This window comes from Kitasatospora sp. NPDC004272 (assembly GCF_053603035.1).
On the sequence record NZ_JBSGET010000043.1, the window covers coordinates 24,013 to 38,842 of the forward strand.

14 protein-coding genes are annotated in these 14,830 nt (G+C 75.9%); 6 read left to right on the top strand and 8 right to left on the bottom strand.

Translation table 11 applies throughout. From position 1 onward, the window contains the following. Positions 1 to 11 precede the first annotated feature (11 nt). The 5 genes from ACWEO5_RS15735 to ACWEO5_RS15755 all read right to left on the bottom strand — a co-directional run bounded on the left by ACWEO5_RS15735 (position 12) and on the right by ACWEO5_RS15755 (position 4,716). A complete protein-coding gene (locus tag ACWEO5_RS15735) occupies positions 12 to 686 on the bottom strand; it encodes a response regulator (RefSeq protein WP_452162918.1) in 675 nt (224 codons plus the stop codon). Next, on the bottom strand, positions 683 to 2,014 hold the full coding sequence (locus ACWEO5_RS15740) for a sensor histidine kinase (RefSeq protein WP_452162945.1): 1,332 nt from the start codon (positions 2,012 to 2,014) through the stop codon (positions 683 to 685). Before ACWEO5_RS15740 ends, ACWEO5_RS15735 begins: the two co-directional genes overlap by 4 nt. Before the next feature lie 173 nt (positions 2,015 to 2,187). Then, a complete protein-coding gene (locus tag ACWEO5_RS15745) occupies positions 2,188 to 3,033 on the bottom strand; it encodes an ABC transporter permease (protein WP_452162919.1) in 846 nt (281 codons plus the stop codon). Beyond that, positions 3,030 to 3,971, bottom strand: coding sequence for an ABC transporter ATP-binding protein (locus ACWEO5_RS15750; RefSeq protein WP_452162920.1), 942 nt, complete (start codon positions 3,969 to 3,971; stop codon positions 3,030 to 3,032). The genes ACWEO5_RS15745 and ACWEO5_RS15750 overlap by 4 nt, the downstream gene beginning before the upstream one ends. Positions 3,972 to 4,092: 121 nt before the next feature. After that, on the bottom strand, positions 4,093 to 4,716 hold the full coding sequence (locus ACWEO5_RS15755; protein WP_452162921.1) for a TetR/AcrR family transcriptional regulator: 624 nt from the start codon (positions 4,714 to 4,716) through the stop codon (positions 4,093 to 4,095). A gap of 97 nt (positions 4,717 to 4,813) precedes the next feature. On the opposite strand from ACWEO5_RS15755, the gene ACWEO5_RS15760 reads away from it, so the two are divergent. The 6 genes from ACWEO5_RS15760 (at position 4,814) to ACWEO5_RS15785 (ending at position 11,704) form a co-directional block, all read left to right on the top strand. Continuing rightward, complete coding sequence (locus tag ACWEO5_RS15760; protein ID WP_452162922.1) at positions 4,814 to 5,668, top strand: class I SAM-dependent methyltransferase; 855 nt, start codon at positions 4,814 to 4,816, stop codon at positions 5,666 to 5,668. A gap of 51 nt (positions 5,669 to 5,719) precedes the next feature. Continuing rightward, a complete protein-coding gene (locus ACWEO5_RS15765) occupies positions 5,720 to 7,186 on the top strand; it encodes an aminotransferase class I/II-fold pyridoxal phosphate-dependent enzyme (protein ID WP_452162923.1) in 1,467 nt (488 codons plus the stop codon). Next, the gene (locus ACWEO5_RS15770) at positions 7,183 to 7,698 is read left to right on the top strand and encodes a CinA family protein (RefSeq protein WP_452162924.1); all 516 of its coding nucleotides are present in this window, start codon (positions 7,183 to 7,185) and stop codon (positions 7,696 to 7,698) included. The genes ACWEO5_RS15765 and ACWEO5_RS15770 overlap by 4 nt, the downstream gene beginning before the upstream one ends. Before the next feature lie 73 nt (positions 7,699 to 7,771). Further along, a complete protein-coding gene (locus ACWEO5_RS15775; RefSeq protein ID WP_452162925.1) occupies positions 7,772 to 10,234 on the top strand; it encodes a molybdopterin oxidoreductase family protein in 2,463 nt (820 codons plus the stop codon). Then, positions 10,231 to 10,716 carry a hypothetical protein gene (locus tag ACWEO5_RS15780; protein ID WP_452162926.1) on the top strand — a complete coding sequence of 162 codons (486 nt, stop codon included), beginning with the start codon at positions 10,231 to 10,233 and terminating at the stop codon, positions 10,714 to 10,716. The genes ACWEO5_RS15775 and ACWEO5_RS15780 overlap by 4 nt, the downstream gene beginning before the upstream one ends. A 22-nt stretch (positions 10,717 to 10,738) precedes the next feature. Then, complete coding sequence (locus ACWEO5_RS15785) at positions 10,739 to 11,704, top strand: LLM class F420-dependent oxidoreductase (protein WP_452162927.1); 966 nt, start codon at positions 10,739 to 10,741, stop codon at positions 11,702 to 11,704. A 22-nt stretch (positions 11,705 to 11,726) separates the two neighbouring features. Here ACWEO5_RS15785 and ACWEO5_RS15790 read toward each other — a convergent pair whose 3' ends face one another. The 3 genes from ACWEO5_RS15790 to ACWEO5_RS15800 are packed head-to-tail and all read right to left on the bottom strand — an operon-like array spanning position 11,727 to position 14,683. Continuing rightward, complete coding sequence (locus ACWEO5_RS15790; protein ID WP_452162928.1) at positions 11,727 to 12,449, bottom strand: Mut7-C RNAse domain-containing protein; 723 nt, start codon at positions 12,447 to 12,449, stop codon at positions 11,727 to 11,729. Between the two features lie 59 nt (positions 12,450 to 12,508). Then, a complete protein-coding gene (locus ACWEO5_RS15795) occupies positions 12,509 to 13,696 on the bottom strand; it encodes an alcohol dehydrogenase catalytic domain-containing protein (RefSeq protein WP_452162929.1) in 1,188 nt (395 codons plus the stop codon). Positions 13,697 to 13,720: 24 nt separating this feature from the next. Continuing rightward, the gene (locus tag ACWEO5_RS15800; RefSeq protein WP_452162930.1) at positions 13,721 to 14,683 is read right to left on the bottom strand and encodes an SDR family NAD(P)-dependent oxidoreductase; all 963 of its coding nucleotides are present in this window, start codon (positions 14,681 to 14,683) and stop codon (positions 13,721 to 13,723) included. Between the last annotated feature and the right edge of the window lie 147 nt (positions 14,684 to 14,830).

Here is a 14,830-nt window from a genome sequence, read left to right on the forward strand (position 1 = left end):
CGGGCGGCGTGCTACGCGGGGGAGTTGGGGCGGGTCAGGCCCAGGTCGTAGGTGAAGATGACGGCCTGCACCCGGTCGCGGGCGCCGATCTTGGCGAGGACCCGGCCGACGTGGGTCTTGACGGTGGACTCGGAGAGGACGAGGCGTTCGGCGATCTCGCCGTTGGTCCAGCCCCGGCCGACGGCGAGCAGGATCTCGCGTTCGCGGCCGGTCAGCGCGGCCAGCCGGGGGTCGTCGTCGGCCGGGCCGGCCGGCCGGGCCGGGAGGTGGTGGGCGTAGGCGTCGAGCAGGCGGCGGGTGACGGCGGGGGCCACCACGGCGTCGCCGACGGCCACCGCGCGCACGCCGGCCAGGAGTTCCTCGGGGCGGGCGTCCTTGAGCAGGAAGCCGCTGGCCCCGGCGCGCAGCGCGGCGTGCGCGTACTCGTCCAGGTCGAAGGTGGTCAGCACCAGGACCCGGGAGCGGCCGCCGGCGGCGACGATCAGCCGGGTCGCCTCGATGCCGTCCATGCCGGGCATCCGGATGTCCATCAGGACCACGTCGGGGCGCAGTTCGGCGGCCAGCCGGACCGCTTCGGCGCCGTGCCCGGCCTCCCCGGCCACCGAGGTGTCGGGCTGGCTCTCCAGCAGCATCCGGAAGCCGAAGCGCTGCAGGGGCTGGTCGTCCACGATCAGGACGGTGGTCACACCGGGCCTCCGGCCGGGTCGAGGGCGGGCAGGGCGCCCAACACGGGTGCCGGGGCGACGGGGGTGACGTCCAGGTCGGCGAGCACCGACCAGCCCCCGCCCGGGGCCGGGCCCGCCGTGACGGTGCCACCGTACAGCGAGGCCCGCTCCCGCATGCCGGTGACGCCCTGGCCCTCGCCGGGGGGCGTGCGGTCCGGCGCGGGGGCGCCGCCGGGCGGGCCGCTGTCGTCGATCCGGACCCGCAGCCGGGTGTCCGCGAGCGAGACGGAGACCCGGGTGCGGGCCTGCGGGCCGGCGTGCTTGAGGGTGTTGGTGAGCGCCTCCTGGACGATCCGGTAGACCGTCAACTGGACGCCGCGGTCCAGCGTTTCGAGGGCGCCCTCGGTGCGGTGCAGCACCTCGGGGCCCGCCGCCCGGATCCGGCCGCACAGTCCGTCCAGGTCGGCGATGCCCGGTTGCGGGGCCAGTTCGGGGCCGGCGCCGTGCTCGCGCAGCACGCCCAGCATCCGGCGCAGCTCGCCGAGCGCCTGCCGGCCCGCGTCGCCGATCAGGGTCAGCGCCTCCGGCCCGCGCTCGGGGGTGGAGCGGGCCGCGTAGGCGCCGCCGTCCGCGAGGGTGATGATCACCGACAGGTTGTGGCCGATGATGTCGTGCATCTCCCGGGCCACCCGGGCGCGTTCGCTCGCCGCGGCCAGCCGGCTGCGCTGGTCGCGCTCCACCTCCAGCCGGGCGGCCCGCTCGCGCAGCCCGGCCAGCTGGGCGCGGCGCACCCGTACCGCGATGCCCAGGGCGACGGCGGCCGTCACCGCGGCGACCAGGAAGAACAGCACGTCCCACACCGGCACCGCCGAGGACAGCCGGACGGCGACCAGCCCGGTGCCGAGCGCACTGGCCGCGCAGGCCCAGGCGAGGTCGCGCAGCCGCCCGTGCAGGGCCAGCGCGTACAGCGCCAGCAGCAGCGCCGCGTCCGCCCGCAGCGCCGCGCCGAGCGACCACTGCACCAGGAACACCGCCGTCACGGCGGCGAACGCGGCGGCCGGCCGGCGGCGGCGCCACAGCAGCGGCAGCAGCAGCGCGGTCTGGAAGGCCAGCACGGCGGGCAGCGGCAGGTGGGTGAAGGCGACGCGGTGCCCGCGCGGGCCGTCGCCGTCCCCGTCGTGCACCAGGTCGGGGACGCAGAACGCCAGGAAGGAGAGGGCGACCACGGCGGCGTCCAGCAGCCAGGGGCGCCGGACGGCGGGCCCGCGCAGGCGTTGGGCGGCCCGGGCCAGCTGGTCGAGCAGCGGGTGGCCCGGCAGCGGATGGCCCGGGAGTGGAAGGCCCGGCAGCGGGTGGCCCGGCAGCGGCGCGCCCTCGGCGCCCTGCGGGTGGTGGGGGAGGACCGGATCGTGCACGGGAAGCCCCAGGGGTGGGTCGGACGGCGTACGACGCGGCGCCCGGTCGGCGGTCGGCCGCCCGGGCACCGCGGGGGTGGATCAGTCTGTCAGGTGTCGGACGCGGGTCAGGCGTCGCGCCGCAGCAGTCGCACCGCGGCGCCGGCCAGCGCCGCCGCCGTCCACAGCGCGAACACGGCGAGCCCGGCGCCCGGCGACAGCGTGGTGCTGTCGTGGTGCAGGGCGAACATCGCCTCGCCCGCGTTGCTCGGCAGGTACGGGCTGATGTGGCTGTGCCAGGACTCGGGCAGCAGCGAGATCAGGCCGGGCACCAGCATCAGCGAGGCGACCAGTACCGAGATGCCGCCGGCGATCGAGCGCAGCAGCATGCCCAGCGCGACGCCGATCACGCCGACCAGCGCCAGGTACAGGCCCGCGCCGAACAGGCCGCGCACCACCCCGGCGTCCGAGAGGGTCAGCGCCGCCCTGGTGCCGGAGAGGATCCCGCTGCCGCACAGGAAGGCGACGAACACCCCGGCCGTGGCCAGCACCAGCGCGACCGCCCCGTACACCAGGGCCTTCGCCCACAGCACCGGCAGCCGGCGCGGCACCGCGGCCAGCGTGGAGCGGATCATGCCGGTCGAGTACTCGCCCGCCGCGATCAGCACGCCCAGCACGCCGAGCGCGAGCTGTGCGAAGTTGGTGCCGAACAGCGACAGGGTGAGCGCGCTGGCGTCGGCGAAGTCCCGGTCCATGGGCCGGCCGGAGGTCAGCCGGGACTTGAACTGGTAGGCGGCGATCAGGCCGAACGCGATCAGGAAGAACAGGCCGAGGCCCAGGGTGATCCAGGTCGAGCGCAGCGACCAGGCCTTCGCCCACTCGGAGCGCAGCACCCGGACGAAGGTGACCCGGTAGGGCGGACGGGCGGGGCGGGCGGCGGTGGCGGCCGGCTCGGTGACGGTGGTGGTGCTCACGCGGCGCTCCTCGAAGCCTCGGCGGGGGTGGTGGCGGAGCCGTGGTACTCCACGGCGTCCCGGGTCAGGTCCATGAACGCCTGCTCCAGGGAGACCGTCCGGGTGGCCAACTCGTAGAGCGTGATGCCGTGTTCGGCCGCGACGGTGCCGATCCGGCGGGCCGTCAGGCCGGTCACCTCCAGCTCCTCCGAACCGCTCCGGCCGGTGATCTCCACGCCGGGCCCGGTGAGCAGCCCGCGCAGCTTCGCCGGGTCGGCGGAGGCGACCGTGACCCGGTCCCCGCCGGCCTGCCCGACCAGCTCCCGCACCGTGGTGTCGGCCAGCAGCCGGCCCCGGCCGACCACGATCAGGTGGTCGGCGACCAGCGCGACCTCGCTCATCAGGTGCGAGGAGACGAACACCGTCCGCCCCTCGGCGGCCAGGCCGGTGAGCAGGTTGCGGATCCACAGCACGCCCTCCGGGTCGAGGCCGTTGACCGGCTCGTCCAGCATCACCGTGGCCGGGTCGCCCAGCAGCGCCGCCGCGATGCCCAGCCGCTGCCCCATGCCCAGCGAGAACGCCCCGGCGCGCTTCTTCGCCACCGACTCCAGGCCGGTCAGGCCGATCACCTCCTCGACCCGGGAGCGCGGGATGCCGTGGGTGTGCGCCAGCGCCATCAGGTGGTTGAACGCCGAGCGCCCCGGGTGGATCGACTTCGCCTCCAGCAGCGCGCCGACCTCCTGCAGCGGCGCGGCGTGCTCGGCGTAGCGGCGGCCGTTGACCCGCACCGAGCCGCCGGTGGGCGCGTCCAGCCCGACGATCATCCGCATCGTGGTGGACTTCCCGGCGCCGTTCGGGCCGAGGAACCCGGTCACGCTGCCCGGCCTGACGGTGAAGTCCAACCCGTCGACGGCGGTCTTCTCGCCGTAACGCTTCGTCAACTGCTGCGCCTCGATCATCGGCCCGCTCCCTGCCGTCGCCCGGCCGGGGCCTTCCCGACCGCCTCACCGGTGCCGCGTCAGAAGCGGCACCCACAACGCTAGGCGCGGCCCGGGCCGGGACGGCGGCACCCGGGGACGATCATTCGCCGTCGGGTGGTACCGGGGTACTACCCCCTCCGGGTGCCGGTACCAGCGCGGCGACCAGACGGCGGATCAGCTCCGGGGGGTCGGCAGGCCCGGCGTGAGCGTGCATCAGCAGGTGGTGGACGGTGCCGACCAGGGCGAGCGCCAGCATCGGGCAGTCGGCGGCGGGGGAGAGGCGGCCCAGCCGCTGTTCGGCCGCCAGGTAGGCGGTCACCGCGTCCTCCACCGCGCCCGGCCCCGGCGCGCCCTCCCGCCAGGCCCGCTCGACCCGTTCGGCCACGCCGTTGCGGGAGACCGCGGCGGCGGCGATCACCGGCCCGTTGGCGCCGAGCAGCACCAGCGCGGCCCCGGCCAGGTTCTCCCGGACGTCCCCCCGGCCGGCCCGGTCGGGCAGCGGGGCGACCTCGGCGGCGACCTTCGCGAAGCGGTCCAGGACGAGCTGCGCCACGAAGTCGTCCAGGTCGGCGAAGTGGTTGTACAGCAGGCCCTTGGCGCAGTCGGCCTCCTCGGTGACCGAGCGGTTGGTCAGTCCGGCCGGGCCCTCCCGGGAGAGCACCCGTTCGGCGGCGGCGAACAGCCGCTCCCGGGCGTCGGGGATCGCTACGCCGCGCGGTGACATGTGGGGTCCTCCCGGTGGGGGCTTGCCAGTATGGGCGCTCGCCCATACCGTGGGAATGGGCAGGCGCCCATACTACTGGTCCGACCAGGGGGAACCCATGACCGCCACCGCCAACACCGCCCAGTCCGACGCCTGGAACGGCCCCGAAGGCCGCTACTGGAGCGAGCACCAGGACCGCTGGAACGCCGTCAACGAGGGCTTCGACGCGCCACTGCTCGCCGCCGCCGCGATCGACGCCCGCACCCGCGTCCTCGACGTCGGCTGCGGCGCCGGCCAGACCGCCCGGCTGGCCGCCCGCACCGCCGCCGCCGTCCTCGGCCTCGACCTCTCCGCCCCGATGCTCGCCACCGCCCGCGCCCTGGCCGCCGCCGAAGGACTCGACCGGATCGCCTTCGAACAGGGCGACGCCCAGGTCCACCCGCTGCCCGCCGCCGCCTTCGACGCCGCGATCAGCCGCTTCGGCGTCATGTTCTTCGACGACCCGGTCGCCGCCTTCACCAACCTCGCCCGCGCCCTGCGCCCCGGCGGCCGGCTCGCCTTCGTCTGCATGGCCGACCCCGCCCGCACCGAGTGGGTCCGGCTGTACGACACCGTCCGCGAACTGCTCGGCGTCCCCGCGCAGGAACCCGGACCCGCCGACGGCCCCGGCATGTTCTCGCTCGCCGATCCGGCCACCGTCCACCGTACCCTGGACGCGGCCGGGTTCGGCCGGGTCCACGCCGAGCCCGTCGAGAGCGCCGGCCGCTTCGGACGCGACCCCGAGGAGGCCGCCGACCTGCTGCTCGGCTCCGGCCCCGGCCGCCACCTGCTCACCCTGCTCGACCCCGAGCACCCCGAGGACGCCGCCCCGCGCGCCCACGCCGCCTTCACCACCGCCCTCGCCCCCCACCGCCACCCCGACGGCGTCCGGCTGCGCACCGCCGCCCACCTGGTCACCGCCGTCCGCCGCTGAGCCCGCCCCCGGCCCCGTTTCACCAGCCCGGCCGGGGGCACACGCGCCCGCATGGACCAGTCCCAAGCGCCGGTGCTAGAGGCCCTCGCGGCCTTCCACGCCAACCCGCTGACCGTGTTCACCCCACCCGGCCACAAGCAGGGGCGGGGCGCCGACCCGCGCGTCCTGGAGGTGCTCGGGCCGGACGTGTTCCGCTCCGACGTGCTGGCCAGCGGTGGCCTCGACGACCGCACCGACTCGCGCGGCATCCTGCCGCACGCCCAGGCGCTGATGGCCGAGGCGGTGGGCGCCGAGCACACCTTCTTCTCCACCTGCGGCAGCTCGCTGTCGGTCAAGGCGGCGATGCTGTCCGTCGCCGGGCCGCACGAGGAACTGCTGGTCGGCCGGGACGCCCACAAGTCCGTGGTGGCCGGGCTGATCCTGGCCGGGATCCGCCCGGTCTGGGTCGACCCGTCCTGGGACGCCGACCTGCACCTGGCCCACCCGCCGCGCGCCGAGGCGTTCCGGGCCGCCCTGGAACGGCACCCCGACGCCAAGGGCGCGCTGGTCACCTCGCCCACCCCGTACGGCACCTGCGCCGACCTGAAGGGCATCGCCGAGGTGTGCCACGCCGCCGGGAAACCGCTGATCGTCGACGAGGCGTGGGGCGCGCACCTGCCCTTCCACCCCGACCTGCCGCAGTGGGCGATGGACGCCGGGGCGGACGTGTGCGTCACCTCCGTCCACAAGATGGGCTCGGCCCTCGAACAGAGTTCGGTCTTCCACCTCCAGGGCGACCTGGTCGCCCCCGACGCCCTCAAGCAGCGCGAGGACCTGCTCGGCACCACCAGCCCCTCCGTGCTGCTGTACGCCGCGCTCGACGGCTGGCGCCGCCAGATGGTCCAGCACGGCCGCGAACTGTTCGGGGCCGCGCTGGCGCTGGCCGCCGACGTCCGCGAACGGATCGACGCCCTGGACGGGCTGCACGTCCACGGCCGGGACGACTTCTGCGGGCCGCAGCTGGCCGCCGACCTCGACCCGCTGCAGGTGATCGTCGACGTCTCCGCGCTCGGCACCACCGGCTACCGGGCCGGCGACTGGCTGCGCTCCCACCACCAGCTCACCCTGCACGTCTGCGACCACCGCCGGATCAGCGCCCAGCTCACCCACGCCGACGACCCCGTCACCGCCGACGCCCTGCTGCACGGCCTGCGCGAACTCGTCGCCGCCGCCCCCACCCTCCGCCCCGCCGCCCGGGTGCACGTGCCCGACCCCGCCGAGCTGCGGCTGGAGCAGGCGGACCTGCCGCGCGACGCGTTCTTCGGCCCGACCGAGCAGGTGCCGCTGAAGGAGGCGGCCGGCCGGACCGCCGCCGAGATGCTCACCCCGTACCCGCCCGGCATCCCCGCCGCGCTCCCCGGCGAACGCCTCAACGACGCCGTCCTGGAGTACCTGCGCACCGGCGTGGCGGCGGGCATGCTCGTTCCCGACAGCGCCGACTCCGACCTGGCGACCGTCAAGGTCGTCCGCGAGCCGTGAGCGCCGACGGCCCCCGGCCCGGCCTGGACGAGCGCGCCGTGCTGGCCCGGCAGGTCACCGCCGCGCTCGCCGCCGCCGGGCACACCGTCGCCACCGCCGAGTCGCTCACCGCCGGACGGCTCGCCGCCGCCCTCGCCGACGCCCCCGGCGCGGGCGGGGTCTTCCTCGGCGGCGTCGTCGCCTACGCGGCCGAGCTCAAGACCGGCCTGCTGCGGGTGGACGCCGCGCTGGTCGCCGAGCAGGGCACCGTCCACCCCGAGGTCGCCGCCCAGATGGCCGAGGGCGTCCGGGGCCGCACCGGCGCCACCTACGGCCTGGCCACCACCGGCGCGGCCGGGCCCGCCCCGCACGACGGCCGCCCCGTCGGCACCGTGCACGTCGCCGTCAGCGGCCCCGGCGGCACCCGCACCGCCCGCCCCGAGCCGCCCACCGACCGGCCCGCCGACGTCCGGGCCGCCGCCGTCGAAGCCGCCCTGCGCCTGCTGCGCGACGCGCTGCGCCCCGACGGATGAACGGACAGGTGTGGTGCGCGGACCCCGGGGTACACGCGGCGGCCGTCGGGCCGCGACAGACGGAGGTGGAGCCATGCGCGAACGGATCGACCGGATCGCCGAACCCTGGGGCGACCGGACCCCGTACGGGCCGGGACAGCCGTGGCCGGCCCGCCGCGACAGCCACCTGACCGGATCCGGCGTCGACCGCTGGGTGCCGGCCGCCTCGCTGCTGCACTCCAACGGCGACGCGATGGACGTCGCGGTGCGCGACGGCCGGATCGTCGGGGTGCGCGGCCGGGCCGACGACCGGGTCAACCGGGGGCGGCTCGGCCCCAAGGACCTGTTCGGCTGGCAGGCCAACCACGCCCGCGACCGGCTCACCGTGCCGCTGGTGCGGCGCGGCGCAGAGCTGGTGGAGAGCGACTGGGACACCGCCATGGGCCTGGTCACCGACCGGACGAAGCAGCTGCTGGACGCGCACGGCCCCGGCGCGATCGGCTTCTACACCTCCGGGCAGCTGTTCCTGGAGGAGTACTACACGCTCGCGGTGATCGCCCGCGCGGGCATCGGCACCAACCACCTGGACGGCAACACCCGGCTGTGCACCGCCACCGCCGCCGAGGCGCTCAAGGAGACCTTCGGCTGCGACGGCCAGCCCGCCTCCTACACCGACGTCGACCACTGCGACACGCTCGCCCTGTTCGGCCACAACATGGCCGAGACCCAGCCGGTGCTGTGGATGCGGGTGCTGGACCGCCTGGCCGGGCCCGAACCGCCCCGGCTGCTGTGCGTCGACCCGCGCCCCACCCCCGTCGCCGCCCGCTCCGAGGTGCACCTCGCGCCCCGGATCGGCACCAACGTCGCCCTGCTCAACGCGCTGCTGCACGAACTCGTCCGCACCGACCGGATCGACCACGCGTACCTGGACGCGCACACCGTCGGGTACCAGGAGCTCGCCGCGGGCGTCGAGAAGTGCACCCCCGCGTGGGCCGCGCGGATCTGCGACGTGCCCGCCCGGGAGATCCGGCGGGCCGCCGAACTGCTCGGCGACGCAGGGAGGTTGCTCTCCACCGTGCTGCAGGGCGTCTACCAGTCGCACCAGGCCACCGCCGCCGCCGTCCAGGTCAACAACCTCCAGCTGCTGCGCGGCATGCTCGGCCGCCCCGGCTGCGGGGTGCTCCAGATGAACGGCCAGCCCACCGCCGAGAACACCCGCGAGTGCGGCGCCGACGGCGACCTGCCCGGCTTCCGCAACTGGCAGAACGGGCAGCACGTCGCCGAACTCGCCGAGCTGTGGAACGTGGCGGAGGAGCGCATCCCGCACTACGGCGCCCCCACCCCCGCGATGCAGATCTTCCGGTACGCCGAACAGGGCTCGATCAAGCTGCTGTGGATCTCCGGCACCAACCCGGCGGTCTCGCTGCCCGAACTCGCCCGGATCCGCGAACTCCTGCGCGCCGAGGGCCTGTTCACCGTCGTCCAGGACCTCTACCCGACCGAGACCGCGCTGCTCGCCGACGTGGTGCTGCCCGCCGCCACCTGGGGCGAGAAGACCGGCACCTTCACCAACGCCGACCGCACCGTCCACCTCTGCGAGCAGGCCGTCGAACCGCCCGGGCAGGCCCGCCCCGACCTCGCCATCCTGCTCGACTACGCCCGCCGGATGGACTTCCGCGACCGCGACGGCGCCCCGCTGATCCGCTGGCACGACCCGCGCACCGCGTTCGAGGCATGGCAGCGCTGCTCCGCCGGCCGCCCCTGCGACTACACCGGCCTCAGCTACGCACTGCTGCGCGAGCGCGGCGGCGTCCAGTGGCCCTGCGACGCCGAGCACCCCGACGGCACCGAACGCCTCTACACCGACGGCGTCTCCTGGGCCGCCCCCGACACCTGCGAGACCTACGGGCGCGACCTGGTCACCGGCGCCGCCGTCTCCGAGACCGAGTACCGGGCGCTCAACCCCGGCGGCAAGGCGGTGCTCAAGGCCGCCGAGTACCTGCCCCCGCACGAGGACGTCAGCGCCGAGTACCCGCTGCAGCTCACCACCGGCCGCACCCTCTACCACTTCCACACCCGCACCAAGACCGGCCGCGTCCCCCAACTCGCCGCCGCCGCACCCGAGACGTGGGCCGAGATCGGCGCCGGGGAGGCCCGCCTGCGCGGCCTCGGCGAAGGCGACCTGGTCGAGGTCGCCACGGCGCGCGGCGCCGTCCGGGCCCGGCTGCGGGTCACCGCGCTGCGCGACGGACTGCTCTTCCTGCCCTTCCACTACGGTTACTGGGACACTCCCGGCCGCACCGGACCCGGGCCCGAGGGCGGGCGCGCCGCCAACGAGACCACCGTCACCGACTGGGACCCGGTCTCCAAACAGCCCCTCTACAAGACCGCCGCCGCCCGCCTCACCCGGATCGCCCCCGCCGACGGCACCCCCGCGCCCGCCCCCACCACCGGCGCCTCCGCGCCCGCCGACCCCGCCGCCGCGCCCCCCACCACCGGCGGCCCCGACGCCCTCGCCGACCAGCGGCCCGACCCCGCACCGGAGGCCACCCCGTGAACCCCGTCGAAGCCGTGCTGTACGCCCTCCACAGCGGCGAACTCGCCCTCCGGGACGGCCTGCTGGCCGCCGCCGAGGACCACCGGGCCGAACACGAGTTCCACCACGTCGCCACCGACACCGCCCGCTGGTCCGCCGAACACGCCCGGCTGATCGCCGCCACCGCCACCGAGCGCGGCCTGCGCCTGCCCGCCGACCGGGAGCCCTCCACCGCCCTCACCCGGCTGCGCCGCAAGGCCGCGGAGGACCTCGACCCGCACCCCGAACCCGGCCTCCCCGCCCTGCTGGAGGCCCTGGGCGAACTGCACCTCGCCGCGAGCCGCAACTCGCTGCACTGGGAGATGCTCGCCCAGGCCGCGCAGGCCGGCCAGGACGGCGAACTGCTCGCCCTGGCGAGCCGCTGCCACCCGCAGACGCTCCGCCAGATGCGCTGGACCAACACCCTGATCAAGACGCTCTCACCACAGCTGCTGACCGCGTAGACCACTACGGGAGGAGCCACCCATGCGCATCGGATACACCCTCATGACCGAGCAGCGCGGCCCGCGCGACCTGGTCGCCGACGCGGTGCGCGCCGAACGGGCCGGGTTCGACTTCGCGGTCGTCTCCGACCACTACTTCCCCTGGCTGGACGAGCAGGGCCACGCCCCCTACGCCTGGGCGGTGCTCGGCGCGGTCGCCCAGGCCACCGCCGAACTGCCGCTGATGACGTACGTGACCTGCCCGACCGTCCGCTACCACCCGGCGGTGGTCGCGCAGAAGGCCGCCACCGTGCAACTGCTCTCCGAGGGGCGGTTCCGGCTCGGGCTGGGCAGCGGGGAGAACCTCAACGAGCACGTGGTGGGCCGCGGTTGGCCCCCCGTCGCGGTCCGGCAGGAGATGCTGGCCGAGGCCGTGGAGATCATCCGGGCGCTGTTCGCCGGCGGCTACGTCACCCACCACGGACGCCACTTCCAGGTGGACGGCGCCAAGCTCTGGGACCTGCCCGAGCAGCCGCCGCCGATCGGCGTCGCCGTCTCCGGGCCGGTCTCCTGCGCCACCGCCGGGCGGCTCGCCGACCTGGTGATCGCCGTCCAGCCCGAGCGCGAACTGCTCACCGCCTTCGCCGAGGCCGGCGGCGCGGGCAAGCCCGCGGTCGGCCAGGTGCCGGTCTGCTTCGACCGCGACCGGGACGCCGCCGTCGCCCGCGCGCACGCCCAGTTCCGCTGGTTCGGCGGCGGCTGGAAGGTCAACGCCGACCTGCCCGGCACCGCCGCCTTCGCCGCCGCCAGCCAGTACGTCCGCCCCGAGGACGTCGCCGGCTCCATCCCGTGCGGCGACCGGGTCGAGGACTTCCTCGACGCCGTCCGCCCCTACGCCGCGGCCGGGTTCGACGAACTCGCCCTGATCCAGGTCGGCGGCGAGAGCCAGCCCGCGTTCGCCGACTGGGCCGAGCACGAACTGCTGCCCGCGCTGCGCGCCGCCCGGTGAGAACCGCCCGCCCGCGGGGGCGTCAGCCGCCGAACTCGGCGACCGCCGCCGCCACGATCGCGTCCAGGCGCGCGTGGTGCGCCCCGCGCCAGTAGACCTGCCCGCAGTCGGCGCACTGGGCGAAGGCGTCGTACGAGCGCTCGGTCCCCTCCTCGATCCGGCCGTGCACCGCCTCCTTGGCGGCGGCGTGCAGCGTGCCGTTGCAGGCGGTGCACCTGGTCCACGGCGCCAGCGGCGGCGCGAACCGGGAGAGCACGTCGCGCAGTTGGTCGGCCGGCCGGTGGCTGTAGACGTAGCCGCCGGCCCACAGCTCGCGCCGGTGCAGCAGGCCCCGGTCCCGGGAGAGCAGCACCCGCCGCTCGGCGGCCGACCGGGCGGCCAGCGCCGGGTCGCCGATGTCCACGCTCTCGTACGCGGCGTCGACGCCGAGCAGCCGCAGCCGGCGGGCCAGCGTGCCCAGGTGGACGTCGAGCAGGAAGCGGGCCGGCCCGACCAGCCGCTGGGGCCTGGTCACCCCGAGCACCGCGACCCGGGCGCCCGGCCCGGCCACCCGGGAGGCGGGCACGGGCTCGCCGTCGACGCGCAGTTCGCCGACCTCGGTGAGCGGGACGCCCAGCGACTCGACCACGTGCCCGAGCGTCGAGGCGCCGTCGGTCCGCACCGCGGCGAGCCCGTCGCGGTACCGGGCGCGGACGAAGAGGTGCAGGTCGGGGGCGAACTCGATCCAGATCTCCGGTCTCTCCACGGCACCAGCATGCCAGCGGCCCCGAGCGCTCCCCCCGCCCGGGGCCGCGGTCCGCCCGGTCAGGGCTTGAACAGCACCTTGACCGCGCCGTCCCGCTTCTGCTGGAACATCGCGTACGCCTCCGGCGCCTCGGCCAGCGGCAGGTGGTGGGTGGCGAAGGAGTCCACGCCCAGCGGGTCGGCGTCGGTCAGCAGCGGCAGCAGCTCGTCCGTCCAGCGGCGCACGTTGGCCTGGCCCATCCGCAGCTGGACCTGCTTGTCGAACATGGTCAGCAGCGGCATCGGGTCGGCCGCGCCGCCGTACACGCCGGACACCGAGATGGTGCCGCCGCGCCGCACCAGCTCCACCGCCAGGTGCAGCGCCTGCAGCCGGTCCACCCCGGCCTTCTGCATCAGCGTCCGGGCCAGCGCGTCCGGCAGCAGGCCGGTCACCCGCTGCGCCACCGACGCGGCGGGGGAGCCGTGCGCCTCCATGCCGACCGCGTCGACCACGCTGTCCGGGCCGAGCCCGTCGGTCAGGTCGCGGACGACCTCCGGCAGCTGCTCGGGCTGGTCGTTCAGGTCCAGCACCACCGCGCCGCGCTCGCGGGCCCGCCGCAGCCGCTCCGGCACCAGGTCGACGCCGATCACCTGCCGCACCCCCGGGCGCAGCAGCGCCATCCGCACGCACATCTCGCCGATCGGGCCCAGGCCCAGCACCAGCAGCGTGCCGCCCTCCGGCACCGCCGCGTACTCCAGCGCCTGCCAGGCGGTCGGCAGCACGTCGGACAGGAACACGAACCGGTCGTCCGGCGGCCCGTGCGGCACCTTCACCGGCAGCGTGTCGCCGAACGGGACGCGCAGCAACTCGGCCTGTCCGCCCGGCACCTGGCCGTACAGCTTGGTGTAGCCGAACAGCGCCGCGCCGCTGCCGTACTCGCGCACCTGGGTGGTCTCGCACTGCGAGTGCAGCCCGTTCGCGCACATCCGGCAGGTGCCGCAGCTGACGTTGAACGGCACCACCACCCGGTCGCCCGGGCTCAGCGTGCGCACCGCGCCGCCCACCTCGCGGACGATGCCCATCGCCTCGTGGCCCAGGACGTCACCCGGGTCGAGGAACGGCCCGAGCACCTCGTACAGGTGCAGGTCGGAGCCGCACAGGCCGGTCGAGGTCACCTCCACCAGCACGTCCGAGGGTTCTTGGATCCGCGGGTCGGGCACCTCCGTCACCTTGACGTCCCGCCTGCCCTGCCAGGTCACCGCGCGCATCACGCGCTCCTTCCGTAGGGATGGTCAATTCGCCTGCGGGCCGGGTTCGTTGTTCTCCCGCCCGGCCCGGTCGCCGAGGGCGGTCAGCACCGGCACCAGCCGCCCGGTGCGCCCGGCCGCCGCCTCGCCCGGCAGGTCGTGCTCCGCCACCCGGCCCGGCCCCGGCAGCAGCCGGCCCGCCGCGCCCAGCAGCGCCCCGAACGTCGCCGGGGCCACCCCCTCCAGGCGCACCGCCAGCTTCGCCGCCGGGGTCAGCACCAGCTCCGGCCGCCCCCGTTCGGCGGCCCGCACGATCCGGCGCGCCGCCCGGCCCGCGTCCATCGACAGCAGCGGCAGGCTCGCCGCCGGGCCGAACCAGGAGTACTCCAGCGGCGCCCGGCCGGAGAACCGGGCCGCCCGGTGCGAGCCCGTCCGCATCAGGCCCGGCACCACCGTGGTCACCCGCACCCCGGTGCCGGCCAGCTCGACCCGCAGCCCGCGGGAGAACGCCGCCAGCGCGGCCTTCGCCGTCACGTACGGCAGCAGGTGCGGCGCCGGGACGGGCCCGCCGATCGAGGCGATGTTCACCACCGAGCCCGCGCCGCGCTCGCGCATGCCGGGCAGCACCGCCAGCACCAGTTCCACCGGCGCCGCGACCATGACGTCCCAGGAGGAGCGGAAGTCGTCCCCGACCAGCGCCGGCAGCGGCCCGACCTGGATCACCCCCGCGTTGTTCACCAGCAGGTCCAGCGGACGCCCCAGCCGTTCGGCCGCCTCCGCGGCCACCGCCCGCCCCGCGCCCGGCACCGACAGGTCGCACTCCAGCGCCGCCCGCCGGGTCGTCAGCCGCCCCAGCCTCCGCTCAGCGAAAGCCAGTTCGGCGCCGTCCCGGGCGCACACCGCGACCCGGCAGCCGCGCCGGGCCAGCTCCTCGGCGACCAGCAGGCCCAACCCGCGCGACCCGCCGGTGACCAGCGCCGCCCGGTCCGCGAAATCCACCCGTGCCACGTCCGTCACCCCTTCTCCGCATCCGACTGTGCCGCGCCTGCCCGGGGTGCAGGGGAGGAAACCGGGCGATAAGAGATGTACGGGGACATTCGTCCGTTTCTGCTCGGGCCCGGCGGGTTAGCCGGGTCGGTAACGCCCACGACCTCC